The following is a 24,703-nucleotide window of genomic DNA, read 5'->3' on the forward strand; positions in this document are numbered from 1 at the left end:
TCGTATGGCCAGAAAAATAACAGCTTGAGGAAAATCGACGATTCAACGTCAATTTCTACGCCCCGAGATCAAGCAACTCGTTGTAGCGCTCAATGGCCAGTGCCTTGCCGGTACCCTCGTCAATATCCACCATCACGCCACACAAGCGCACCTGGCCTTTGGCGACAGGAAACCGGGTCGGCATACCGGTTTTGAACCGCCAAACCACCGACTCCACGTTTCTGCCCAACACCGAGCGTTCCGGGCCGCACATACCGGCATCAGTGAGGTGGGCTGTGCCATTTTCCAGAATCCTTTCATCCGCCGTCTGGACATGGGTGTGCGTTCCCACCACGGCCGATACCTTGCCATCGAGATGATAGCCCATCGCTATCGATTCGCTGGTGGTTTCTGCATGGAAATCAACAAATATGACCTTCACCCCCTCATCCGCGCGTAGCCGCCGGGCTTCATCCTCCAGTCGGCTGAATGGATTATCAAGGGGTGGATTCATAAACGTGCGCCCTTGCCCGTTGATGACGGCCACTTTTCCCTTGGCGGTTTCCAGCACCACGCTGCCATTCCCCGGTGTCCCGTCAGGATAATTGATCGGCCGTAAAAGCCGTGGCTCCGTCGGAAGATATTCGACTATTTCCTTCTGATCCCATATATGGTCACCAGACGTGAGCACGGCAATACCGCAACGCAGTAAATCGATCGATATTTTTGGCGTGATTCCCCTGCCAGAGGCAGAGTTTTCACCATTTGCGATGATAAAATCGATTTCCTTCTCGCGTTTTAAACTCGGTACACGATTAATCACGGCCTTACGTCCGGGCTCGCCAACAATATCTCCTAGAAACAGAATACGGATCACAAGCGCAGTGAATCACAGCCCGCATCATCAGCCAATCTTTATCCTTCATTCCCAGCCTTCCATTTTCCCGTCTTCTCCTTTGCACTCCCCCCCGCCTGAACCATGTCCGATTCCCATCAAAGCCGTAAACTCTATCCCGTCATCGCCATCCTCCTGTTGCTTCTCATTGCGGCGGGTGGCTACATCGTGACCCTCAATCTTAAAAACCAGCAACTCCAGACGACTCCAACAACCGGGAGCCCCCCCATGGATGATGCCGTCACCGTCGAGCCCTTGCCAGGCGGCCACGACACCACCCTGGCCGACCTCGGCACCAGACCGGATTGGAGCACCCTCGACCTTTGGCAGGAAACAATCACCCGCGAGGACTTCCTCTATCTTCTTACTGAGGTTTACACCGTGGATGATACCTGGAAACGTTACATCACCGTCAATGCTGACCACGCCATGATCCGCACCGATACACGTGAACAAGGCGCGACCTACCGACTCGATTTTTCCCCGGTCATCAGCGAGGTCTCACCTAACAGAAACTGGAGGGCTGCTGGAGACCTGGCTCCAGGCACCCAGGACAAACCGCTCGCCGGTGTTCATATCGCCATCGATCCTGGACATATCGGCGGAGACTACGCAAAACTCGAGGAACGCTGGTTTCAAATCGGCGACAAGCCACCGGTCAAGGAGGGCGAAATGACCCTGATCACTGGAAAAATCATCAAAAAACAACTTATCGCCCTGGGTGCCAAGGTCTATCTGGTGCGCGGCTCTAACAACCCCGTCAACCCGCGCCGACCTGAATTCTATCGCGAGGCAGCGACAGCCAAAGCCAGGTCACTGGGTAAGCCGGATGAGGCGACCATTACCTCCATTCAAAATAAATTCTTTTACCGGACAGGCGAAATCCGTGAGCGGGCACGCCGGGTCAATCTCGCCTTCAGCCCGGATCTCGTACTCGCCCTTCATTTCAATGCCGAGTCATGGGACGATCCTGCCAACCCGACATTAACCAGCAACAACCACTACCACGTCCTTCTGCACGGTGCCCTGACCAGCGATGAGATTGCCCACGATGATGAACGGTATGAAATGTTGGTAAAAATCCTCCAACGTAGCCATGATGAGGAAAAGCCACTTGGTAAGTACATCGCGCATTCACTCGGTCTGGCGACCAAACTCCCTCCGTATGAATACTCGGGCATGTCCATGCGCGCTAGAAAAATCAAGGATGTCCCCGGTCTCTGGGCTCGCAACCTCCTCGCCAACCGGCTTTACCAATGCCCGGTTATTTTTCTGGAGCCCTATGTGATGAACAACCAGGATGTTTATGACCGGATTCAGTTAGGCAACTACACGGGTACCAAAACCATTCATGGCGTCGAGAAAAAATCCATCTACTACGAATATGCCGATGCTGTGGTCCTTGCACTCAAGGAGTACTATCTCGACTACCGTGTAATCTATAAGCAAGAAGACCACTAGCCGCCTAACGGTGTCCTTGCCCGGAAATATCACCACCAAATATTTTCTGCACCTGGTCGAGGTACTTCTGCGTGGAATCATCGGCAGGTGGGCGTAACTGTTCCTTTTCCAGCCCTTGCTTCAGCTGGATGTATTTTTCAAAGTCACCACTGACTTCGTTCGACTGCGTGATGTAATACCAGTCCAGATAATCACGCACCCGCTTACCCGACTCCTGTAGTTTTAAACGGATATCCATCAGCTTGGCAAGACGCTGCTCAATATCCTTGTCCTTGCCTAGAATCACATCACGCAGGATCATCTCATATTCACTTAAAAGCGGGCGGTAGGTTGGAAAACAACGGTAACTCAGCCGCTCAAGCTCGGCCCGCGCACTGGCAACCGCCTCAAAACGCTCAGCAGGCTTGAGCTTCAGCACCTCGGCATAATCATCAATTTCCACGGTGGTGGCCGCCCCCTCCTTGTCGCGGTAACGTAACTTGAGAATACTATCGAGCCGCTTGTCGGTTTCCAGAATCGAGTGCACATCGGTCTGTCGTGCGGTCCCAAGCTCTAACAGTTCCAGGTTGACCCATTTTTGCAGACTGTTTCTGGATTGGTTCATGCCGGGAAAGTGTTTACGCAGAAGGTTTTCATTCTCGCCCTTGAACGTAGCCACATCCGCCAGGTATGCGGACATCGCGGGTCGCCCCCCCGGCTGACGCAGAAGCGAGTTCACCATCGCTCCGGAAATCGCACGGAAAGCAATAGGATTACGACCGATCATTTCCCGCCATTCTTTTTCGGTGGCATCAAACACCTTCTGCAAGGGAAGAATCTCCATATAGGAGACATCGGCCAGGTAAATACGTTTATCCGCTCGGCCGGCTTTGATATCGAGCGACTCCAGCATCCCTACAATCAGCCATGGTTTGACGATCAACCGTTCACCTTCGGCCACCTCTTGCCCGTCGCCCAGCCCGCGCTCGAAGAGGAGCATTTCCATAAGGTGGTAACGAAGCCGTTGATAATCGACTCCCTTGCCAAGGTTGACGTAAATCATGAGTTGATACTGACCCTGCACCTGTTTGATACCACTGGCCACGCTGAGAGCACCCTCGCGATCCTCTTTCCGGTTCATCAAGCGGATAATGATCGGCAGCTTCATTGCCCGCTGCTCATCGCTACAGACCTTGTTGAGCTCCACCCTCAAACCCTCAGCCATCGAGGCGATACTTCCCCGGACGTTCTGCTCGCTTCCGACAACCGATATTTTCCCAAAGTGGGTGACTCCCGGTTTATTGACCATGCCGGCGGGCAAAACCGGTTGCGCGGGTGGGTTGGCAGGCGCCCCGGGCGGCTTCGGCGGGGTTGGCGGATCAGGCAAGGCTGGCAGCGTTGGTTCCCGGCGGGCCGGTTCAGATGACGGCTCCAGCCGGGCGTCCTGGGCACTCAGACTCGACAGGGAGGAAAACGATACCGACAGGCACACGCCCATCAGCGCTGCCATCAGGCCACCCGAAGACATAGGCACGCCACTCCTTCTGGTCCATGCGATCATAACCTCTCGTCCGGCCTGCGAGGATCGAATGTGATCTTTCCATCCTCCACCCGGACATCACGTATCTTTTTGTCGTAATAAGGCTGAAGTTCATCGGCAAGTTCATCGGCAAGGTTGCCGAACGCGGGCATGATGAGCCGGGCAAATCCTCCCGGTGCCCTCACCTGCCCGATGTGGGCCGCGTGACGGGAAATGCTGAATCCCAGCTTGCTGCGGTTGAACTTCATAAACATCGAAGTCACGTGCATACGGCCCGGTGATAATTCACGCTCGATGATCAGCTCGATTTCGTCCTGTTTAAAATCCACCCAGACGCCACGCACCTTGGCAAACGGGGCAAGTGATCCGGCTTGCTTGACTTCAAGGCGCTTATTAAGCCAGGCATTGATTTCCTCCTCACGGAATGTCAACGGGTAGTTGCGCTCGATCGCCAGTTGCAGCCGCTCCTTCAGAAGCGGGGCGGCTATTCCCGTACCATTCAGGATCTCAGCCCGGCCCGCCACGTGATCCAGGGGGTATGCCTGTATAGCGGGAAACACTTTTATTCCCGCCACATTGGCATCGATGACCGACTGGTTGACGGAATCGGGTTTACCGGCTGGCTGCCAGAGAAAATAGATATGTACTCCCAGGTAGGCCATGACACCTATCAACAGCAACAGTGCCAGCTTCTTGATGCATCCACCATTTTTCTTGGTGGCTTCTGGCTTCTTTTCATCTTTCTCTTTACCCATGTCCCGGGCAGAATTAGCAAATCCTTGCTGACATGGGAAGCACGGATTCCCGCCAACCGACATCAAGTGGCTGGGTGGCTCAGAATCCCCTTGCATGCCTCGGCTTTGGCGACGAAAATCATTGCAACTCCAAGCGTCGAAGGTGGTTTAATGGGACATTACCAATTAGCCATGACAAGAGCCGCCCTACAACACTCTCCCATGAGGCTGACTCCAGACGCGCTGCCTGCCCACTTCCTCCCTATGCCGCACTCGCCTGAATCCAATGCCGCGCCCTCAGCAGGGGCTGAGGATGCTTCCGGTAAACCCCATGCACCTGACACCTCAGGAGATGAGGTCGATGTGGCTCTGATGCTCCGTGTTGGCGATGGCGATGAACAAGCCTTTGAAGAGCTGATCGAACGGCACCAGAGTGCCGTGATCGGCACGGTGGCCAAGATGCTTGGCAATGCCTCGGATGCCGAGGACATCGCACAACAAGTATTCATCCGGCTCTGGAAAAGTGCTCCGCGCTACCAGGCGACGGCAAAATTCACCACGTTCCTCTTCACCATCGCCCGCAATCTTGTGTTCAACGAAAGCCGGAGGCGCAGCCGGAAAAAGGAATACTCGATGGATGAACGCCAGGACGACTTCCATCTCCAGACACAGGACGACGTCACGGCATCGCCCGATGACGTGATGCTCCAGAACGAACTACGAGCCGCCGTCGACAAGGCGATCGCAGACCTGCCGGAAAAACAGCGCCTCGCGGTGATCCTGAGACGCTACGAAGGCATGCCGTATGATGAGATCGGCCGCGTGCTGGAGCTCTCCGTTTCAGCTGTAAAAAGCCAGCTGTTCCGTGCCCGGAATACCCTGCGCGATTCACTCCAGGAGTATCTGGAGTCTTGAGCCGTCACCCCGGCCCTGGCCCCGGCCTCAATTCCGCGACTTTCCTACTTTGCAGAAAATCCCGGCTCGTCTAGGGTGCCCTCATGCTCCGCTTCCTCAGTGCTCTCATCCTCACCATCCTCCCCCTCAGCCTCAGTGCCAGGGTGTCCACGACCATGCTCGCCTCCGGCTTTAAGGAGGCCGTCTGGGCCGAATCCCCTGCCGGTGTCAAAAACTTCCTCTGGGTGGTCGAAAAAGAAGGCACCATCCGCATACTCAACCGCGCCACCGGCGGGAAAAGTGATTTTCTCGACATCAGGGACCGTATCAAGATCAGGATGAACGAACAGGGTTTGTTAGGGATGGCGTTCAGTCATGATTACCTCGAGTCCGGGCGCTTCTATGTCTATTACACCAACCTCAAGGGCGACAGCGAGATTTGCCGGTTCACCGCCCACGGTGAGGGCATGCGGAGCTGCAACGCGGCCAGCCGTGAACTCGTTCTCACTTTCCACCAGAATGCCCGCAACCACAATGGTGGCTGGATCGGTTTCGGCCCCGACGGCTATCTCTACATCGCAACCGGTGATGGCGGTGCAGCCAATGACCCCAAAGACCACGGTCAGGACCTGTCCACCCATCTGGGCAAGCTGTTACGCATCGATGTGTCCCCGGAAAAAGGCTACCGCATCCCGAACGACAACCCGTTTAAAAACCGGGCAAACGCCAAACCCGAAATCTACGCCTACGGTCTGCGCAATCCATGGCGGTGCTCGTGGGACAGCAAAACAGGCGACTTCTACATCGGTGACGTCGGCCAAAACCACTGGGAGGAAATCAACTTCATGCCCGCGGGAAAAGGCAATGGCGCCAACTACGGCTGGCGACTCCGTGAAGGATTGATCGCCACTCCGAACCCACAAGCCGGGGGCGACCGGCCAGCCAACGCCATCGACCCGGTCTACGTTTACAAACATGGCGGCAAGTCCGACGAAGGTGTCTCCGTCACCGGTGGCTACGTCTACCGGGGACCGATCGCGAGCCTCCAGGGGAAATACTTTTTTGCCGACTACGCCAACCCTCGCATCTGGTCATTTGAAGTAAAAAACGGCAAAGCCACCCACTTCGAAGACTGGACAGACCGCTTGCAGCCGGAAAACGGCAGGATTACCACCATCGCCTCTTTCGGCCAGGACAACGATGGCAACCTGCTCATCATCTCCCACTCTGGCAGCATCTATCAGGTTGTTGAGAAGTGATCCAAGAATACTGCCTTCTACACTCTAAAAGGAACCCCCACCACCCATGGACGATTTTTCAGACTCGCCGTCGACTCTCTCCAAAGACCGCGCGGAGTCATTATGCCCCTGCAAAAGCATGCACAGCTATTACACCTGCTGTATGCCTCTCCATTACCACAAGGCCAAGGCTGAGACGGCCGAGGAATTGATGCGGTCACGCTACAGCGCTTACTTTTTCAGAATGAGCCAGTATCTGGTCGAGACAACCCACCCCGATACCAGGGAGCCCAGGCTCAAGGAGGAGCTGGATAAAACCATCCATGACATCAACTGGTATTTTCTCGAGATCGTTGCCACCTCCAAGGGGGGCACCAACGACAAAGTCGGCAAGGTTGAGTTTATCGCCCGTTGTTATGTCGACGGCGAAGCCCGGGAACTCCACGAACGAGCCCGCTTCAAACGCTATAAAGGCGTCTGGAAATACCTGGCGGGGAAGTCTGGATAGTCGGGAAAAAAGCTGCCCTTGCCCAATAGTCATGGCGTATTATCCTCGGAGCGTGTCCGAGACCTCCACCACCCCCGATCAAAAAGTCATCGTCGTAGGCGACCTGCACTTGTTTGCAGCCCGCTCGCGCGGATTGGATCATTGGGAGCAATTGCCGGGCCGTATTGCGGCAAGCAATGCAGGCCGTTGTGTCTTGATGGGAGATATATTTGATTTCCCGTGGGCACGTCAGTTAGGCAAAAAGCGGGCCATCACCAAAGCTGCTTCGATGGTGGAGGAACTGATCGCAAAGTTTCCAAGCACTCAATTCCACTACCTCTACGGCAACCACGATCAGCACCCCGAATTTGAACATCAACTGGAGCTTCACGGCAACACCTTCGGAAACCTGACTTGCCATTCCGTCTGTCTGCGTATCGCGAACACGGTCTTCATGCATGGTGATGCCGCGGACCGTCGGGACATGGATACGGAAACCATGGTGCGCCGTCGACGTGACCGCACAACCAGGCCACTCCACGGCGGCATCCACGAATTTCTATACGGCCTGGCCGTCCGCTTGAGGATCGATGAGGCTGTTACTGCCCCACCCTTTTTCCCCGACTTCATCCACCGACGGCTAATCGACTTCATTGAGCGTCAGGGCCATGAAAACATTGAACACATCGTCTACGGCCACACCCATCGGAAGATCCAACAACATCGCTACGACGGCATTACCTTCACCAACGCCGGAGCGCCAAGTGGCTACCGACGCTACGAGCATTTGACTCTCAAGATCCGACCATCAATCCCACATCAATCCACATGCGGGATATCGTAAACGTCGCGCAGCTTGTCCTTGAGTTCCTTCCCAATGACCATCAGTGCGGGCAACAAGACCAGCGTGATCACTGTGGCAAAGAGTATACCAAAGGCGAGCGACGCGGCCATCGGCTTGAGGAACTGGGCCTGCACCTCGGTTTCCAACAAAATCGGAGCAAGCCCCAAAAACGTGGTCAGCGATGTCAGTAGGATGGCGCGGAAACGGTCGGCACCAGCACGTCGGGCTGCATCAATTAAGGTCATCCCCTGCTCCCGCAGGCTATCCACATGGCACACAAGCACCAGCGAATCGTTTACCACCACACCCGAGAGTGCCAGGATACCAAAAACGGACAAAATTGAAACAGGCATCCCCATCGCAAAGTGGCCTAACAGGGCGCCAATAATTCCAAAGGGAATGACCGCCATGATGATCAGGGGTTTGGCGTAACTCTTCAGCGGGATTGCAATGAGGATGTAGATGAAGACGATTGAAAAAACAAAACCCTTCTTCAACGAGGACATTGATTTTTGACGCTGTTCAATATCACCACTCTGACTGATGGAAATGCCAGGATGTTTCGCCAGCAGTTTCGGGAAAAACTCCTCGTCCAGACGGCTCGTCACATCGCCGGGCGAAGTGGTGGCTTTATCCACCGATGCCTCCACTCCTACCACCCGCTTGCTGTCGTAACGCTCAATGGATGCCAGTGATTCCGAGTAACGGGTCTCTGCAACAACCCCAAAGGGAATGATTGTGCCGTCCTGTTTTCTGACACGCATATTGCGCAGTGTATCGAGTGAATCACGTTGTTCGATAGGGTAGCGCACCATCACCCTTACTTCATCGCGACCTCGCTGCACGCGCTGGGCTTCACGCCCGTAAAAGGCATCACGGACATTGAGAGCCAGATCACGTTTGGTCAGTCCGCCGGCCTGGGCTTCCGGTGTGATCGAGTAAAGAATTTCAGGTTTTCCTGAATCAAAGGTGTCAAGGATATCGTAAACGCCACTGTAGGTAGCCAACTCCTGCTTCATTTCTTCGGCAGCGGCTTTCAATTCCTCAAGATTCTCACTCTCAAGGTTTACCTTGAGGTCGCCACCGGGTGGGCCGGCTCGGGCAGCTACCTGCAAGGACCGCGCGCCGGCGATGGGACCAATTGCCTTGCGCCAGTCTTTGATGATCTGATCGGTCGATAAAAACTCACGCGTGGTCGAGCGAGTCAGTTCCGTAGCAATGGCAGCCTTGGTATTGGTATCACAAGACACCTGGATCTCGACAAATGGGTTATGCCCGTATTTTTCCTGATACTTTGCACCCAGCTCGTAGGCTGCGGCAGCGATGCGTTCTGCGTTGGCATGCAGGTATTCGACCGATTGCCCTTGTTCTAATTCCAACAGCACGGCCGCATTGTCGCGATAAATGTTAGGGAATGTAACAAAGCGCAGCTTACCGGCAGGAAACAGACCGATCACAACTATAAAGATAGCAACAAACACGCCCACTGTAGCATAACGCCACTCGATGACAAAGCGGACCGTTGGCCGGTAGGTTTTATCGATCAACCAGTTCAGGCCATTCGAAACAGCTTTCTGAAAACGAGCCCAGGACCTGGTAACCGGGTTGCGCGGTTTTTTGTGAACATTCAGGTGCGCCAGGTGCGACGGAAGGATCAGCTTCGATTCGATCAAGGAGAAAATAAGACACAGAACCACCGCTGTCGCAATTTGGCCAAAGACGTTGCCCATCCGGCCACTTACCTGGGTGAGAGGAAGGAAGGCGGCGATGGTGGTGATCACTCCGAAGGTCGCGGGCGTCACCACCTTGCTGACACCCCGCACCGTTGTTATCACCGGGCCGTCCCCCTCCTCGGCATGGTCGTCATTTTCTTTTTCAGAATAGATCGATTCCCCGATGACGATGGCATCATCCACCACCACACCTAACACAATCAGGAAGCCGAAGGCTGAGATCACATTCACAGAAAGATCAAGCCCGGGAATGGGAAAGAGCGCGAGTGCTCCGGAGAGAGAAATGGGAATTCCCAGGGCCACCCAGAAGGCCAGCCGGAGGTTCAGAAAGAGCATGAGGGAGCCAAGCACAAGCAGGACTCCAATCGCGCCATTTCTGCCTAACAGCGACAAGCGATCCCGGATGTCCACCGACCCGTCGAGCCAGCTAGCCAGCTGCACCCCCTCGGGTAACCCTTCATACTCCTCCACCACTTTACGCGCTTCAGAGACGGCATTGATAATATCGTCATTCCCATCCGTCGTAATTTTCAAACTGGTTGTCGGCTGGCCACGAAAACGGTTGAGGAAGGATTGGTCGACAAAGGCATCGCGGACTTCGGCCACATCCTTCACAAAGATCCGGGTTCCATCTGGATTGGTACGCACAGGGATGTTTTCAAAATCCGCTTTCCGGTAAGCCTGGTCACGTGAACGAAGTGAAATGTCCCCCCTTTTTGACCTGATCACGCCACCGCCGAGATCCAGCGAGTTATTACTCACCGCACTGGCCACCTCATCGAAGGTCAACTGATAGAGCCGTAGCTTTTCCTCGGAGGGCTCAATGGATATCTCATAATCACGGGCGCCAAAGGTTTCCACTTTGGAAATCGAGTCTTCACGCAACAAGGCGTCACGGAACTTTCTGGCTGCCTCTTTCCTAACGGCTTCGGGCACGTCTCCGTAGAGCTCGACCCATAACACGTTGTTGGTGCGTTTATTCTCGGTAATCACCGGCTTCTCCGCCTGTTCGGGGAATGAAGGGATGGCATCCACCCTGATTTTGACATCATCGAGCAACTTATTGATAGGATAGCCTTCCTTGGCATCGATGGTGATGGTGGCAATGTTATCCTGACTAACAGAGCGGACGTGGTCGATGCCATCAACGTCCTGGATCGCCTCCTCGATCTTGATGGCGACACCGCGCTCGACATCCTCAGGCGTGCCGCCGCGTATCGGCACACGCACCGTCACCGACTCTGCCGCAAAAGCCGGGAAACCTTCCTTGCGAATGTTTAATGCCGTGAATACCCCTGCTGCCAAAATGGTAAGCATCAGGATGTTCGCCACCACGGGATTGGTCGCAAACCAGGTGATGAAAGGATGTTTTTGAAGTGGGTTCATTGCTGTGGAGTGCGGTGGCTTGACACCGCTTTGCGGTTGGATGGAGCTTGCTCCATGCGGTGGCGGGGCATCGTGTTGGGAATTCCTTGTGCTGGGTGTGAAGAAGAAGTGCGGCTATCGCCGGAGCAAGAACCGTCGAGCCGGTTCTGGAGGAAGCGGAGGCAAGCCTCAGCACTCCCAATCAGTCATCCTTGCTAACAGGTTTTACTTTTTCTCCTTGTTTGAAATTGGTGAGTGGTCGGGTGACAATACGGAGCGGGAGCGAGATGGCATGTTCAGCCAGGTCGTCGACCGAAAGCTGAAGGTAGACGTTGGCATTATAGCTGTGGACCCGCGTGGCTGAAATCCGGCAGAGTTGGTCGGCCTTGTCGAGCACCCAGACGTAGCTGTCATTGACCAGGGCTGACTCTGGAGCCTTGTAGGCACCCGGTATGGTTTTCGCAGGGATGGATGCGTTGACAAAAGTCCCCACCACCAATGGCTCCGGCTCGGCCACATAGGGGCTATCCACTTCCGCAATCACATAAGCCACCTGGTTTTTCGCATCAACCGCCGGTTCCGTGCGTGTTAGCCGCCCGTTCCATTGGACCCCCTCCCTGGTTGCGCTGGTCAAGGTGACCTGAATGGCATGGCTTGAATCCTGGGCACCCAAACCTGGCAAGTTTACCCGAGCGACCTGATCCGCCGTGAGCGGCAGCCTGATCTCGACGCGTTCGGTCGCGACAAGTTTGCCGAGCGACTGCTGCGGTCCGGCATAGTTACCAAGGGAAGCCGTGCGGGTCAGGACCACTGCATCATAGGGCGCACGGATGATGGTGCGCTGCACGTCGACCTCCGCTTTTTTGACCGCGGCCTCCGTCGATTGGATACTCGCCTTGGCGGCAGCGAGTTGAGGTTTGCGCAACACAAAATCGGAGGCCGTTGCCAGGTCCCGGCCGGATGCAATCCAGTCCTCGGCAGCTTGTTTTGCCTTGATCTCCTCCTCCGCCAATGTGCGTTTGGCAGTGGATAAGTTAGATGTCTCGCGTGCCAGGGCCGCCACGTAATCGGCATCGTCGATCCGCGCTAACACCGTTCCCTTTTTCACCAGATGACCAACGTGGAATTCTTTGGCGACATCGACGATTTGCCCCCCGACTTGAGGTGTCAGCGTAGTTTCAAAATAACTCTGCACCGTACCGTAGGTGATCACCGGTGGCTGGTGGTCCTGTTTGTTCACGCTGATGACCTCCGCCTGGGGAACCACGAGGGGGGGCGTCCCGGCCGGCATCCCTTTTTTGTTTTTGATCATGATGCTGACGCCAAAACCGGCCAGGGCGATAAAGACAAACGGAATGATGATTTTGAGTGCGAGTTTCATTGAAAATAGTTGTTAGAGCCCCTTACCCAGGGCTAATGCCAGGGTGACACGGTTCTTGTAACGCAGGGCCTGGGTATTGATGAGCGATTCCTCGGTGCTGAACGAACGACGCTGGCTCTCGAGGAGGGTGAGGATTTCCACCAGCCCCGTTTCGTAGTTCCTCTGGATACGGGCTTCCGCACTACGGGCCGCAGCCAGGGCCTTGCGGGTGGACAGTTCCTGGCTGAGAAGATAACGCTCCGAGCCAAGGGCGTTCTCCACTTCCCTGAAGGCATTGAGAACCGTCGATTGATAGTTCGCCAGCGCTTGTTTGGCACGGGCATTGGCGGCCCCGAGTTCAGCCCGACGGCTACCACCATCGATCAGCGGTGCCGTGAGATTGCCAGCGATCGACCAGACATTAAAATTGGCATCAGCCAGGCTTTTCAAAGTCGACGATTGATTGCCACCACTCGCCGTGAGCGAGAACCTGGGATAGAGATCCCGATGCGCGACGGTGACCCGGGAGTCGGCGGCACGGATACGCTGGTAGGCGGCATCAATATCGGGCCGGTTCATCAGCAAGGTCGATGGGATACCGGCCCGCACACCGCGCTGAAGCGAGGGCCATGCACTGGCTGATGACCTGGCATCGGGGTAGGCTCCTGTCAGCACGGCGAGTCTGCGTGCAGCTTGATCACGAGCATCCTTGCGCTGGGCCAGCTGGGCGCGGGTGTTCTCGACATCCGTGCGCGCGAGATCAAGGTCGCCCAGGTTTCCTGTCCCTGCCTCGAAACGTCGGTTCACAAGTTGGTAGGATTTTTGAAAACTGGCCAGGCGTCTTTGCGAAAGACCTAACAACCTATCAGCGGCTACCAGGTCAAAGTATGCCTGGATCGTCTGCGCGGCAATCGACTGCCGGGCTGATGCGTAATCAGCGAGTGCCGCATTACGATCACTCGCCGAGGCACTGACACCGGCCCGGATACGGCCCCATACATCGATTTCCCATTGGGTATCGAGCGATGCAGAGTATCGGCTACTCACCGATGACGCGGTTCCCACCAGACTTTTGGACCGGGCCGCAGCACTGCCCGCACTCAAGGATGGAAGCAGTGGCGCGTAGGCTTTTCTAATGTTGAAACCGGCTTCTTCGAGGCGTGCCGCGCTCGCCTTGAGATCCGGGTTATGGGTCAGCGCCCTGGTCACGTAGGCACGCATTGCGGCATCGGGAAACAGATCTAACAACCCGGATTTCACTTCGGGAACCGGAGGCGCTGTGGCGTCATAGCGCTTGGGGATACTGAGGTCTGCATTCCTGTTTTGCGACACAGTATCCGGACTCGGCACACAACTTGCAACGAGGAGGCCAAGGGATATGATTTCAATCAAGCGGATCTTCATAAGGAGGTCAGGTGGCGGTTTGTTCAAGATGGCGTGCCATCGACTTGATGGTTGTGAGTACCACACTCACCTGGACTTCGATAAGCTCGTTGATGGCATCCTCGGTCGGTTCATGCGCAAATAGCCCCTTGAGTCCCCTGGGGCTTTTGGAAATAATGGTGGCCAGGGCAAAAAAATTCAACTTGGCCAACTCCACAAGGGGTGCAAACCCGGTATCCAGAAGCTCTGCCAACACAGCTTCAAGATAATCATGCTCCATCGACCTGACCTCATTGAGTATCAACTCGATGGGCGATCCGGGAACGTGGATCGTTTTGCTCATGATCCGGTTAAAATCCCCCGCCTCTCCCGGGTCGAAGGATCTCCTCAGAATACCACGGGCGATGGTTTTGATTTTCTCTTCTGCACTCGCCGTGTCCGGCAAGTCCCCCTTCGTGGGATGCGCAGCATTGGCCAGCCTGTGTGCCTTGCGCAGCGCATGCACAAAAAGGTTCTCCTTGGAGCCAAAATGATAATTGACCGCTGCAATATTCGCATCAGCCCCCTTGACGATATCCGCGACTTTACCATGGCGGTAACCATGCTCAGCAAACACCGAAATGGCGCTGTTGATGAGCTTGTCTTTTACCGTGTCCGTCATGCCTGCCGGAACATGGGACATTTCCGGTGGATTTCAAATAGTTTTTTCAAATGCTTATTTGAATTTGTGTCATCCAGCTGCTGGAGGATTAACATGCGTAATGACCGAGGTCACCTCATCCCATCCTATGCAAGGGCAACAATCGTGATTTTGTGCCCGTCGCACATGGCTTTCACCTCTTTGCTGCCAAGCATGAGGGTTTTTCCTGCCTCGATGGCGATGACACTGATTCCGGATTGGGCGCAGTTTTTTACGGTGTCCGGGCCGATGACCGGCACGTCAAAGCGGAAATCCTGGTTCGGTTTGGAAACCTTCGCCAGGGTGACGTCTTTGCCTTTTCCTAACTCCCCACCCCGGCGGATGCAGGCGTTGGTACCCTCGAAGGCCTCGACGGCGAGCACGGTGCCATTTCTAACAACCACTGTCTGGCCGATGTCGAGTCGGGAGGTTTCCTTGGCGATGTTAAAGCCGTATTGCGCATCTTCGATCGCAGCTTTTTTGAGTTCAGGGCCGCATACGCGACCTGCGGCTGGCATGATGTCCTCCAGGAAAGTGGTGGCAGGCAAAAGCGTGATACCGTCTTTGTCGAGTTCCTCGGCGATAGCACCAAAGATGGACTCGGCGTTTTTTTGTTTCAGACGGGCTAATAGCATCGCCGTGCGGATATCGGGCCGGAGGTCGAAAAGGTTGCGTGGTGCGATCTGACCGACCATCACCGCCTCCGTAGCGCCCTCCTTGGCGAGAAACTTGATCATTTTCCCCAGCTGGCCAACACGGAACCAGGCGCTGGCATCGGCTTGATCGGCCAGTTCTTGTCGGGTCTCCCCTTTAAAAGCAGCCATCACCAGGCGAGCATCGGGTGCCTTGGCACGGGCAGCCGACATGAACTCCTCGGGATAAATCCCGGAGCCTGCGATGATACCGATGGTGCGGGGCATGAGTAAGTATTCAGTTTGAAGTATTCAGTGTTCAGACCAGCGAACAATCATCCGCTCCTTCATTCCTCCAATGATTCATTCAAAAGGTATTTCGCGGCTTGCTCGACGTCCTTGTCGCCGCGACCGGAAAGGTTGGCGATGATCACGGTGTCCTTCGGCAGCCCCGGGGCGATTTTGGATACGTAGGCCATGGCGTGGGAGGACTCGAGTGCTGGCAGGATGCCCTCGGTCTCGGCAAGTTCCTTGAAGGCCGCAAGCGCCTCGTCGTCGGTGGCGTAGGTGTATTCGGCGCGACCGATGTCCTTGAGATACGCGTGCTCCGGTCCCACCGCCGCATAGTCCAGCCCCGCACTCACCGAGTGGGTGAGCTCGATCTGGCCGTCGTCGTTGGCGAGCAGCCAGGTCTTGGAGCCTTGCAGGACGCCGAGTTTTCCACCCTGGAAACGGGCGGCGTGGCGCTCGGGGATGATGCCCTCGCCTCCGGCCTCCACACCCATCATACGCACGTCCGCATCACTGAGGAAGGGGTGGAACAGGCCGATGGCATTGGAGCCGCCGCCGACGCAGGCCACCAACAGATCTGGTAAACGCCCCTCCTGTTCGAGAATCTGCTCGCGCGCCTCAAGGCCGATGACGCGGTGGAAATCGCGCACCATCATCGGAAACGGATGCGAGCCGAGGGCAGAGCCGAGGATGTAGTGGGTGTGCTCAACGGAGGAAACCCAGTCGCGCAGGGCTTCGTTGACGGCTTCCTTGAGGGTCGCCTGCCCCGCTGTGACCGGCACGACTTTGGCCCCCAGCAGATTCATCCGCGCCACGTTGAGCGCCTGGCGCTCCATATCGACCGCCCCCATGTAAACAACGCACTCCATACCGAAGCGCGCGCAGACGGTGGCGGTGGCGACCCCGTGCTGGCCGGCGCCGGTTTCCGCGATGATGCGTTTTTTGCCGAGTCGTTTGGCGAGCAGGATCTGGCCGATGGCGTTGTTGATCTTATGGGCGCCGGTGTGCAGCAGATCCTCGCGCTTGAGGTAGATTTTGGCACCGCCGAGTTTTTCCGTCCACCGCTCGGCGTAGTAGAGGGGGGTAGGCCGGCCACAGTACTGCCTGAGCAGGTAATCCAGCTCCTTTTGAAACTCCGGGTCGGCCTTGGCTTTCTCATACTCCGCCGCAAGCACCTGCATCGGGTCCATCAGGGTCTCCGGCACAAACATGCCGCCATAGGTGCCGAAGTGCCCGTGCGAGTCGGGAAGTTGTTGTCTAGTATCAGTCGTTGCCACGCGCATGCCTTAATCCATGGCGAGAAAAGGTGCAAGTGCTGTCTTAGGCTTAAAGATGAGATAGCGTTCGTATCGGGTGGAGCCGCTTTCGGACTGCGGCGAGGTATCGCCGCTTTTGCTACGGATTGCATGGCTCCCATACAGATAGCACTCAACGGCGCCAAAAACTTACGCAGATTCACTTATCTGATCGAATATCCGCTTTGTGCGTGCATCTTAACATCAAGGGTCATTCAAAAGCGGCGATACCTCGCCGCAGTCCAAAGTAACTTACATTACACAAAAAAAGACTTCCAAACGCAGCGGTAAACTTCGCGACGCGGGATCTTGACCCGCTGCTCCAACTGCTGCCAGTCCGCTGCATCGAGCCAGTCAAGGGTGCGCCCGCCGATGAGTCCGGGCAGCGCGGTGGCGGCACGGGTGCGGCGGTGCAGCAGCGAGCATGCGTAATCGTGGCCTTCCTCCAGATACCCCCGGGCACGGGCGCGCCAGCGGGCGGATTGCGCCATCAGGGCATCCCGGTTGGCCGGCTCGACGCCGGGTAGGTAACAGCGGCCGTTTTCCAGATCCCCCGGCAGGTCGCGCAGGATGTTGATGAGCTGCAGGCCCTTGCCGTAGTTTGCACCCCAACGGTGCAGTCGGGCCGATTCGATACGGGAGAATTTCCCCAACGAAATCTCACCGACGTCGGTCCAGAACTCACCGACGCAACCGGCGACCAAGTAGCAGTATTCCTCCAGCTCCGCATCGAGAGTGAATCGGAACCCTTGCTGAAGTTCAAAGCGATCAATGTCGAGTCGCTGGCCGTGTACAATATGGCCTATGACTTTTAAAATGGCAGAGTGTTGACCTTGACCGATCGATTGGGAATCCGGCGCCCCGTAGTGGGTTTCACTTTTCACCTCAGATGCATGCAACAAGGAATCAAGCCATGTGAATACGCCGTCCATGTTTTCCAACAACACTTTTTCTCCCGGGTGTTGTTGCAGATGGATGACTTCCCGGCGGAGGCGCTGTAACCAATCGGTTCGCCCCTCCCCTTTGAGCACCTCTTCAAAACCGGCTAACATCGCTGAGCGGAGTGAGGCGTCAAGCCCCTGGCTATCGGCCAGCGTGTCACTGGCCCTGGCTAACAAATACCCCAGACTGATGGGCTCGCGCATCGCCATGGGCAGCACCCGCATACTGAGGTAGAATGACCTCGATACGTCTTTGAGTATTTGCTTTCCGAGTGGGTTCACTTTTTTGGACAGGATCAACAGAATTGACAGGATTTTTGCCAGACAGGTGCGTTCAAGTGATGGTGACTTTTTTGCCCCAGAGTGTGGGGTCGAGCTCTTGTCGGGCACGCCCTAACAAACCTTCAGCCTTTTCAGGATCATCAAGAAAGGCCATCATGGTGGAGCCGGAGCCAGACATCATGGCAGCTTGGACTTCCGGCTGGTTCAGAAGCCAGGTTTTTATTTCCGCTAGAAACCGGTGCTTGTAAAAAACGGGTTTTTCCAGGTCATTGACGATCTCACCCCAGGGCAATTTTTGAGGGCCATAGTCCACACCATAAAGAGGTTCGGCGTTTAGGCTGTTTTTGTAGGCATCGGGAGTGGCTACCCCGAAGCTGGGTTTGAGCAGCAGGATACGGGTGCCGGCCACCCGGGGCAGGTCGACGGGTGTCACATGCTCCCCCCGGCCACCGATCATGCAGGCTTGTTGGTAGATGAAAAACGGCACATCGGAGCCAAAGGCCGCGCCCATCCCGGCGAGTTCATCCAGCGACAGCCCTGCGCCCTCGAGATCATTGAGTGCCAGCAGCGTGGTTGCAGCGTCACTACTCCCCCCCCCCAGTCCGGCACCGTGGGGGACGTTTTTTTCCAGGGTGATTTCCCAGCGGCAGGGATTTCCTGACTGTTTTTCAAAGCACCTGACCGCCATGGTGATCAGGTTTGTTTCATCCAGCGGCACCCCGGGGGTATCGCAGAACAAGCGATACCGGTCCGCCTTTTCAAAATGCAGCACATCCCCCAGATCGAGAGGAACCATCAGGCTCTCCAACTCGTGAAACCCGTCGTCGCGTTTACCCAGAACCTTCAAGGTAAGGTTGACCTTGGCGGGAGCGGTCCAGGTTTTCCGAGGCATGATGAAGAGCGGGGGTCAAACAACCCTTACAGGTGCTGGCACACAAACCACCTGCATACCAGCAGATTGTGCAGCCATCATCCCGGCAGCGGCATCTTCAAAGGCAAGGCAGCGCTCGGGCGCAACACCTAGGCGGGCTGCAGCTTCAAGGTAAATATCAGGGGCGGGTTTGCCACAAGGAACTTCGCTGGCCGTAACCACCTCATCAAACAGATCGCTGAGTCCAACAGCCTGCAAGACCTTTTCCGCCTCGACCCGAACCCCGCCAGTCGCCACGGCCATCGGGAGTTTTCCGCGCAGGCTTTTGGCAAAATTAACGACATCCTCGATAATCACCACCTCGTGGAGATGACGGAGGAATGCCTTTCGTTTGTCCATGGCCACTTCTTCAGGATCCATCTTCAAACCCAAATCACCATTGAGCTCACTGACGATATCGTGTGTGGGCCTACCACCCATGGCATAAAAAACATCCTCGGGGAATACATGACCCGCATCCTGTTTTGTTAGAGCCTCACACCATGCTATGAAGTGTGCAGGCATGGAATCGACCAAGGTTCCATCGAGATCAAAAATCACGGCATCGTAGCCGTCCTGCGGAATTTCAAGGGTTGCAAATTGCGTCATTTCGGGTGCGGATATGGCGGCTCTACGGCAATCTTGCAACTCGATAATCCGTGAATTTAGTCATTCCCGCCGAGCCAATTAAACCTCAGTGACTTAGCATGACACAGGGTGCCGGGAAATAGCTTAATCGAGGATCACCTCCTCATTATCATAGGTCCCCCCAGCCACCCATTTGGTCTCGCCGGTTTCATTGATAAAGCTGACATCGCCTACAATGGTCACCCCGTCCGCAAAGCGCACACAACCACGCACGGTGAGTTTTCCTGCCTTGAGCAACGACGGCATACCAAGCCCTTCAAGACTATCGACCAATTTGTATTCATCACAGAGGTCAATCACGGGCGGGGTCCCTTGGCGCGCCGCCACCAGGGCGATCCGGCCATCGGCGGTTTGTTCGTAGGCGTCCGAACGAAGCGCAAACAGATCGGAGGTGGTCTTGACCGGTGCAAAACGGGACCGTGGCACACAAACGGCACCCGACCCCGGGAAGGACTCGATCGCCGCGCCCATGGCAATTTCAAGCTGGTAGACAGCCGTTGAAGTCTTGTCGCGCGGATCGACCGTTTTTTTATTTTTGATCATGGGCAACGGCAGCACTCCGTGTTCCTTGTTCAACAGGTCCTTGAGCACATCGAGGCGAATCCACAGGCTGTTCGTATTGAAGTACTGGTGTCTCTGGATATTCTGAAACGCGCCGAGATCTTCGTCCGCGCACTGGGCAACCTCACGCAAAAGCAGTTGGTTGTCGGCATTGCGCACGGCAAGGTGGCCACCTTTTTTATCCGCCTCGGTGCGGCGTGTTGCCTCCATCAGAAACGGCATCCCACTCTCGGCAAAGTAACGTAACAACCCTGCGTCGAGCACAGCACCCAGATTATCCGCATTGGAAACAAAGGCAAATTTTACGCCGCCTGAGAGCAGGGCGTCAAGCCATCCACTACCTTCCAACGCCGCATAAAGATCACCGTGGCCAGGAGGACACCATTCGTTGGCTGGGGATTTTTCCCACACCACCGGCTCCAACGTTTCGGCATCGATCTTGGGAATCTGGTTTTGCATCAGCTCGATTTTTTCGGCTCCCGACAGATCATGGTCTTTATAGGCCTCCATGTGCTCCAGGGTATCTTCCGATGTGCTGAAGCTGTCCATCAGCAGGAAGCGCACCTTGGCTCCGGTTTCTTCACGCAGGTGGATGATCTGCTGGGCGATGATATCCAGAAACGTCGTATCACCCTTTACCGGAAGAAGGCTCTTTGCCTTCTGCAGCCCCATGCTGGTTCCCAGGCCACCATTGAGTTTAATGACCACGGTCTTGGCAAGCAGGGACGGGTCGAACCCCTCGTTTTCGGAAGCCACGTCTTCAAGCATCGGCACGCTGTCGCAAGGGCTGATACTATCCTCTGGAATCATACCGCTTTCATTGCGCAGCAGCGCTTGATAATTACGTTCAAAGGCACGGATGGCGGCTTCACTAACAGCTGCCGCTTCCATCTTCTCGCGGAAAGGGGAAAAGTCACTCATATGAATTGATGCGATACATTCGCGACCGCGCAATAACCCAGCCATTGACGATGTTCAACCTCAATCGGTCCGGGATCACACCACCTGCTGGCAGGTTGTACCCACCGAGCCAAATACACGGCATACGATCTGCTCCAAACACGCCTGGTCTACCTCGTCAAAAGCTCCGGGCTGACGGGAATCTATGTCCAGGACCGCCATCAACATCCCGGGCGTGTCCCAAATCGGCACCACAATTTCGCTCCGCGAGCTGCCGTCACAAGCGATGTGCCCCGGGAACGTATGCACGTCATCGACCACTAACGTCCTCCCCTGCCTGACGGCGGCGCCGCAGACCCCCCGGTCAAGCGATATCCTCAAACAGCCGGGAGTGCCCTGGTAGGGGCCGATGACCAGCTCACCGTCAAGCAGTCGATAGAACCCTACCCAGCAAAACGCATCAAACTCCCCCGCCAGAACCGAGCATACACTTGCCATACGGGCGATTTCATCCGGTTCACCGGCGAGCAGGGCGTTGATTTTTTGTGCGGCATTCGCATAGGCCGATTTCTTGTCGATCTCGTTCACGGCGCGACTATTGCCGAGTGTTTGGAAAAAGACAAGCAGATCGGGATTGATAATTTTCCCCACCCCCCTAGATTACCCCGCGTGAGCTACCAGGTCTTTGCCAGAAAATACCGTCCGAGAACATTTGCCGACGTTCTCGGTCAGGATCATGTTATTTCCACCCTGCGAAATGCGATTGCCCGCGACCGGCTTGCCCACGCATGGCTCTTCGTAGGTCCCAGGGGTACCGGAAAAACCACCACCGCGAGGATTCTCGCCAAAGCACTGAACTGCCCGAATGGGCCGAGCATTGATTTTGATCCGGACCATCCAATCTGCAAGGAAATCGGGGAAGGCAACTCGCTGGACGTCTTGGAAATGGATGGAGCCTCCAGAAACAAGGTCGAACACGTCAGGGAGTTGCTGGAATCTGTCCAGTTCGGTCCCTCACAAGGGAAATTCAAAATTTACTACATTGACGAGGTCCACATGCTCACAGACTCGGCATTCAACGCCCTTCTGAAAACCCTCGAAGAACCTCCCGAATACGTAAAGTTCATTTTTGCCACCACCGAACCCACCAAGATTCTGCCCACGATCATCTCCCGCTGCCAGCGCTTTGACCTCCGCCCCATTCCTACAGAGACCATTGCCAAACACCTGCAGTACATGGCATCCAGGGAGGGCTTTGCGATCGACCAGGCCGCAGCCTGGGCCATCGCCAAAGGTGCCGATGGCGGTATGCGCGACGCCCAGTCCATGCTCGACCAGCTTGTCGCTTTCTGCGGCGACACCATCACCGAGCAAAACGTGCTCGAAATCTTCGGTTTCACCTCACGTGAAACCGTCGCAACCCTGACCACCCACCTCATCAAGAAAGACAGCCCTGCTGCCCTCGAACTCATTCACCAGCAGGCGGAAACAGGAAAAGAACTCTCCCAGCTCCTCGGCGAGCTCATTGGTTGCCTCAGGGCGCTTCTCGTCACCCGGCTCGACCCGTCTGCTGGCAATGAAGGCTTTCCCACGGAGCTTTGGGAGCCCCTTGTGGCAGACTCCAAAGGTGTCCCGACGGACCGGATCCTCAACCTGATTGACGTTCTCGCAGACACTGAAGGGCGGATGAAATGGGCGGCCAACAAGCGACTCCATTTCGAAATAGGCCTGATCAAGGCCATCCAGTCCCTCAACGACGCCCGTATCAGTGATGTCATCAAAGCCCTGGCCGGTGCAAGCCCCATTGAAACAAACACCGGGCCAGCAAGTGCAACAACCGCAGCTCCCGCTGAATCCCCCGCCCCCGCGTCGGCAACAAAACCGGCACCCGCGTCGGCAGAGCTCCCATCCCCCCCTCCGCCAACCCAAGGACCGGTCCAGCCAGAACCGGTCCAGCCAGAGCCAACACCCGCCAACGAACCTGCCCCCATGACAGGCGGCCTGGACGCCTTTATCAACGATGCGCCGGACACAGCACCAGAACCACCCCCACAGCTCGACCCCGAACCGATCGAGGAGGAACCGACAGAAAAAGAAGATGACGCTCCAAAAACCGACGATGATTTCTACCAGGACCCACTCATCCAAAAAGCCCTCGAGGTCTTCGAAGGCACACTCAAGGCCTGAACTTCCAAATTCCAAACTCCAAATTCCAAGACTCTCCGAGCCGCACTATCTGAATACTGAATACTAGATACTTATAAAAAATGGATATCCAAAAACTGATGAAACAAGCCCAGCAAATGCAAGCTGGCATGCAGAAAACCCAGGAAGAACTCGCTGCCAAAAACGTTGAAGCCAGCGTAGGCGGTGGCAAGGTCGTGGTCGTAGCCAACGGCGCGGGCGACGTCCAGTCGATCACGATCGACCCCTCGGTTGTCGACCCCGAAGACGTTGAATTCCTCCAGGATCTCGTTCTCTCCGGCGTGCAGGAAGCTGTCTCCAAAGGCAAGGAAATGGCCGCCGCGGAAATGTCCAAACTCACCGGTGGCCTCGGTATACCCGGCATGTGAGGCACCCCAGCCCCCTGACACCCGCCCCCTGAAAAATGCGCCGCTGGATACCCAGAATCCTGATCCTTGCGTCGCTGGCTTTGCATGTGTTCACCGCCGCCTGCTACATCCGCCAGCCGGATAAAATGGCGGCCTTCACCGTCTACCCGATCTGGATGTGGGGGATGCTGGGACTCTTTCTTGCCGCCCTGGCCTTCGTCTGCTGGCGAGCCCCCCTGTCACTGATGCTGACGCTGCTGTGGTCACTGACCATCCTGATCGCATCCGATGAATCACACGCGCTGGCCCGGATCGGGCACGAGGCTCCGCAGCCCGGACCTTCAAAACCATTCCAGACCCAGGAGACACTGCGGATATGCACCCTGAACTGGGGCGGCATGAAACAAACCAAAGACGAAGTCAAACACCAGGCAGAACTCATCGCCTCCTACCACCCTGATATTCTATTTCTTCAGGAGATCCACCCCTGGCAGGCACGACTCATCGCCGATGCCATCTACGGCGGCGGCGGCGATTATCGCACAGGAGCCGATACCGCCATCCTGACACGGTGGAAAGTCCACGTGGCCATCCACAACCCGATGCAGCATAGCCAACACGCCACACTCCAGCTTCCTTCGTCCTTGGAGCACCCTAACGGACGACTGGTCGATTGTGTCAACTTCCACCTGCGTTCCGCCAACACCGATATGCGCCTCTGGCGGAGAAGCTGCTGGCAGGGGCACTCCGCCAACAGAAAACTGCAACGCCGTGAAGTCATCTACAGTCTGGCGGTCCTGCAAAACTCCACCCCCTTCCCTACGCGCCCCGTCGTGGTTGCCGGCGATTTCAACTCCCCGGCCAGCGACCCACTCCACGACCTTCTCCGGGCGCATTTCAACGACTCCTTCAGCGAGGCTGGCACTGGATGGGCCAACACCTGGCACCGCCGTATCCCGCTACACCGGATCGACTACATATACACCAGCCCGCTTTTCAAGGCCGTCCGCTCACATACCGTCATCGTACCAGCCTCCGACCACCGTATGCTGGTATCCGATTTCCTCCTGATGCCGTAACTTGGATAAACTCTAAGCTTTAAACTCCAAACACCAAGTTC

General features: G+C 56.0%; 22 protein-coding genes. 8 read left to right on the forward strand and 14 right to left on the reverse strand.

Going from position 1 to position 24,703, the window contains the following annotated elements; genetic code table 11:
• Positions 1-55 precede the first annotated feature (55 nt).
• A complete protein-coding gene (locus tag H7A51_09740; protein MCP5536498.1) occupies positions 56-853 on the reverse strand; it encodes a TIGR00282 family metallophosphoesterase in 798 nt (265 codons plus the stop codon).
• Between the two features lie 105 nt (positions 854-958).
• On the opposite strand from H7A51_09740, the gene H7A51_09745 reads away from it, so the two are divergent.
• Complete coding sequence (locus tag H7A51_09745; protein MCP5536499.1) at positions 959-2,335, forward strand: N-acetylmuramoyl-L-alanine amidase; 1,377 nt, start codon at positions 959-961, stop codon at positions 2,333-2,335.
• 4 nt (positions 2,336-2,339) lie between these two features.
• On the opposite strand, the gene H7A51_09750 is transcribed toward H7A51_09745, so the two are convergent.
• The gene (locus tag H7A51_09750; protein ID MCP5536500.1) at positions 2,340-3,842 is read right to left on the reverse strand and encodes a hypothetical protein; all 1,503 of its coding nucleotides are present in this window, start codon (positions 3,840-3,842) and stop codon (positions 2,340-2,342) included.
• Between the two features lie 29 nt (positions 3,843-3,871).
• Entirely contained in the window at positions 3,872-4,609 is a 738-nt protein-coding gene (locus tag H7A51_09755) for a hypothetical protein (protein MCP5536501.1), read from the reverse strand.
• 243 nt (positions 4,610-4,852) lie between these two features.
• Here H7A51_09755 and H7A51_09760 point away from each other — a divergent pair, with 243 nt between their 5' ends.
• From H7A51_09760 to H7A51_09775, 4 genes are all read left to right on the forward strand, one after another.
• Positions 4,853-5,503: a sigma-70 family RNA polymerase sigma factor gene (locus H7A51_09760; protein MCP5536502.1), complete on the forward strand. Its 651-nt coding sequence runs from the start codon at positions 4,853-4,855 to the stop codon at positions 5,501-5,503.
• Positions 5,504-5,586: 83 nt separating this feature from the next.
• Positions 5,587-6,741 carry a PQQ-dependent sugar dehydrogenase gene (locus tag H7A51_09765; GenBank protein ID MCP5536503.1) on the forward strand — a complete coding sequence of 385 codons (1,155 nt, stop codon included), beginning with the start codon at positions 5,587-5,589 and terminating at the stop codon, positions 6,739-6,741.
• Between the two features lie 46 nt (positions 6,742-6,787).
• Entirely contained in the window at positions 6,788-7,228 is a 441-nt protein-coding gene (locus H7A51_09770; protein MCP5536504.1) for a SecC motif-containing protein, read from the forward strand.
• Positions 7,229-7,280: 52 nt separating this feature from the next.
• Complete coding sequence (locus H7A51_09775; GenBank protein ID MCP5536505.1) at positions 7,281-8,051, forward strand: metallophosphoesterase; 771 nt, start codon at positions 7,281-7,283, stop codon at positions 8,049-8,051.
• Here H7A51_09775 and H7A51_09780 read toward each other — a convergent pair.
• The 11 genes from H7A51_09780 to H7A51_09830 all read right to left on the reverse strand — a co-directional run bounded on the left by H7A51_09780 (position 8,027) and on the right by H7A51_09830 (position 21,529).
• Positions 8,027-11,170: an efflux RND transporter permease subunit gene (locus H7A51_09780; protein ID MCP5536506.1), complete on the reverse strand. Its 3,144-nt coding sequence runs from the start codon at positions 11,168-11,170 to the stop codon at positions 8,027-8,029. The genes H7A51_09775 and H7A51_09780 overlap by 25 nt on opposite strands.
• 181 nt (positions 11,171-11,351) lie before the next feature.
• Complete coding sequence (locus H7A51_09785) at positions 11,352-12,530, reverse strand: efflux RND transporter periplasmic adaptor subunit (GenBank protein ID MCP5536507.1); 1,179 nt, start codon at positions 12,528-12,530, stop codon at positions 11,352-11,354.
• 12 nt (positions 12,531-12,542) lie between these two features.
• Positions 12,543-13,913, reverse strand: coding sequence for an efflux transporter outer membrane subunit (locus H7A51_09790; GenBank protein MCP5536508.1), 1,371 nt, complete (start codon positions 13,911-13,913; stop codon positions 12,543-12,545).
• A 7-nt stretch (positions 13,914-13,920) separates the two neighbouring features.
• Positions 13,921-14,574: a TetR/AcrR family transcriptional regulator gene (locus tag H7A51_09795; GenBank protein ID MCP5536509.1), complete on the reverse strand. Its 654-nt coding sequence runs from the start codon at positions 14,572-14,574 to the stop codon at positions 13,921-13,923.
• Positions 14,575-14,678: 104 nt separating this feature from the next.
• Positions 14,679-15,491: an LpxI family protein gene (locus H7A51_09800; protein ID MCP5536510.1), complete on the reverse strand. Its 813-nt coding sequence runs from the start codon at positions 15,489-15,491 to the stop codon at positions 14,679-14,681.
• 59 nt (positions 15,492-15,550) lie between these two features.
• Positions 15,551-16,777 (reverse strand): tryptophan synthase subunit beta, encoded by a 1,227-nt coding sequence (gene trpB / locus H7A51_09805; GenBank protein MCP5536511.1) that lies wholly within the window; start codon positions 16,775-16,777, stop codon positions 15,551-15,553.
• 269 nt (positions 16,778-17,046) lie between these two features.
• The gene (locus H7A51_09810; protein ID MCP5536512.1) at positions 17,047-18,012 is read right to left on the reverse strand and encodes a squalene/phytoene synthase family protein; all 966 of its coding nucleotides are present in this window, start codon (positions 18,010-18,012) and stop codon (positions 17,047-17,049) included.
• Between the two features lie 52 nt (positions 18,013-18,064).
• Positions 18,065-18,904: a 4-(cytidine 5'-diphospho)-2-C-methyl-D-erythritol kinase gene (gene ispE, locus H7A51_09815; GenBank protein ID MCP5536513.1), complete on the reverse strand. Its 840-nt coding sequence runs from the start codon at positions 18,902-18,904 to the stop codon at positions 18,065-18,067.
• 15 nt (positions 18,905-18,919) lie between these two features.
• Positions 18,920-19,531, reverse strand: a complete 612-nt coding sequence (locus H7A51_09820; GenBank protein ID MCP5536514.1) for an HAD family phosphatase — start codon at positions 19,529-19,531, stop codon at positions 18,920-18,922.
• 123 nt (positions 19,532-19,654) lie between these two features.
• The gene (locus H7A51_09825) at positions 19,655-21,052 is read right to left on the reverse strand and encodes a UTP--glucose-1-phosphate uridylyltransferase (GenBank protein ID MCP5536515.1); all 1,398 of its coding nucleotides are present in this window, start codon (positions 21,050-21,052) and stop codon (positions 19,655-19,657) included.
• Positions 21,053-21,127: 75 nt separating this feature from the next.
• Positions 21,128-21,529 (reverse strand): GAF domain-containing protein, encoded by a 402-nt coding sequence (locus H7A51_09830; GenBank protein ID MCP5536516.1) that lies wholly within the window; start codon positions 21,527-21,529, stop codon positions 21,128-21,130.
• Between the two features lie 171 nt (positions 21,530-21,700).
• Here H7A51_09830 and dnaX point away from each other — a divergent pair, with 171 nt between their 5' ends.
• The 3 genes from dnaX (at position 21,701) to H7A51_09845 (ending at position 24,662) form a co-directional block, all read left to right on the forward strand.
• Positions 21,701-23,218: a DNA polymerase III subunit gamma/tau gene (gene dnaX / locus H7A51_09835; GenBank protein MCP5536517.1), complete on the forward strand. Its 1,518-nt coding sequence runs from the start codon at positions 21,701-21,703 to the stop codon at positions 23,216-23,218.
• Positions 23,219-23,298: 80 nt separating this feature from the next.
• Positions 23,299-23,604: a YbaB/EbfC family nucleoid-associated protein gene (locus H7A51_09840; GenBank protein ID MCP5536518.1), complete on the forward strand. Its 306-nt coding sequence runs from the start codon at positions 23,299-23,301 to the stop codon at positions 23,602-23,604.
• Positions 23,605-23,639: 35 nt separating this feature from the next.
• A complete protein-coding gene (locus H7A51_09845; protein ID MCP5536519.1) occupies positions 23,640-24,662 on the forward strand; it encodes an endonuclease/exonuclease/phosphatase family protein in 1,023 nt (340 codons plus the stop codon).
• The last annotated feature ends 41 nt before the right edge of the window (positions 24,663-24,703 follow it).

The organism is Akkermansiaceae bacterium, from assembly GCA_024233115.1.
Taxonomy (GTDB): domain Bacteria; phylum Verrucomicrobiota; class Verrucomicrobiia; order Verrucomicrobiales; family Akkermansiaceae; genus Oceaniferula.

What these genes read in the sequence shown, in the direction of transcription:
- H7A51_09745 (MCP5536499.1), top strand. Translation starts at nt 959, where the DNA reads ATGTCCGATTCCCATCAAAGCCGTAAACTCTATCCCGTCATCGCCATC.
- H7A51_09750 (MCP5536500.1), bottom strand. Translation starts at nt 3,842, where the DNA reads ATGTCTTCGGGTGGCCTGATGGCAGCGCTGATGGGCGTGTGCCTGTCG.
- H7A51_09755 (MCP5536501.1), bottom strand. Translation starts at nt 4,609, where the DNA reads ATGGGTAAAGAGAAAGATGAAAAGAAGCCAGAAGCCACCAAGAAAAAT.
- H7A51_09760 (MCP5536502.1), top strand. Translation starts at nt 4,853, where the DNA reads ATGCCGCACTCGCCTGAATCCAATGCCGCGCCCTCAGCAGGGGCTGAG.
- H7A51_09765 (MCP5536503.1), top strand. Translation starts at nt 5,587, where the DNA reads ATGCTCCGCTTCCTCAGTGCTCTCATCCTCACCATCCTCCCCCTCAGC.
- H7A51_09770 (MCP5536504.1), top strand. Translation starts at nt 6,788, where the DNA reads ATGGACGATTTTTCAGACTCGCCGTCGACTCTCTCCAAAGACCGCGCG.
- H7A51_09780 (MCP5536506.1), bottom strand. Translation starts at nt 11,170, where the DNA reads ATGAACCCACTTCAAAAACATCCTTTCATCACCTGGTTTGCGACCAAT.
- H7A51_09785 (MCP5536507.1), bottom strand. Translation starts at nt 12,530, where the DNA reads ATGAAACTCGCACTCAAAATCATCATTCCGTTTGTCTTTATCGCCCTG.
- H7A51_09790 (MCP5536508.1), bottom strand. Translation starts at nt 13,913, where the DNA reads ATGAAGATCCGCTTGATTGAAATCATATCCCTTGGCCTCCTCGTTGCA.
- H7A51_09795 (MCP5536509.1), bottom strand. Translation starts at nt 14,574, where the DNA reads ATGTCCCATGTTCCGGCAGGCATGACGGACACGGTAAAAGACAAGCTC.
- H7A51_09800 (MCP5536510.1), bottom strand. Translation starts at nt 15,491, where the DNA reads ATGCCCCGCACCATCGGTATCATCGCAGGCTCCGGGATTTATCCCGAG.
- trpB (MCP5536511.1), bottom strand. Translation starts at nt 16,777, where the DNA reads ATGCGCGTGGCAACGACTGATACTAGACAACAACTTCCCGACTCGCAC.
- ispE (MCP5536513.1), bottom strand. Translation starts at nt 18,904, where the DNA reads ATGCCTCGGAAAACCTGGACCGCTCCCGCCAAGGTCAACCTTACCTTG.
- H7A51_09820 (MCP5536514.1), bottom strand. Translation starts at nt 19,531, where the DNA reads ATGACGCAATTTGCAACCCTTGAAATTCCGCAGGACGGCTACGATGCC.
- H7A51_09825 (MCP5536515.1), bottom strand. Translation starts at nt 21,052, where the DNA reads ATGAGTGACTTTTCCCCTTTCCGCGAGAAGATGGAAGCGGCAGCTGTT.
- H7A51_09830 (MCP5536516.1), bottom strand. Translation starts at nt 21,529, where the DNA reads ATGGCAAGTGTATGCTCGGTTCTGGCGGGGGAGTTTGATGCGTTTTGC.
- H7A51_09840 (MCP5536518.1), top strand. Translation starts at nt 23,299, where the DNA reads ATGGATATCCAAAAACTGATGAAACAAGCCCAGCAAATGCAAGCTGGC.
- H7A51_09845 (MCP5536519.1), top strand. Translation starts at nt 23,640, where the DNA reads ATGCGCCGCTGGATACCCAGAATCCTGATCCTTGCGTCGCTGGCTTTG.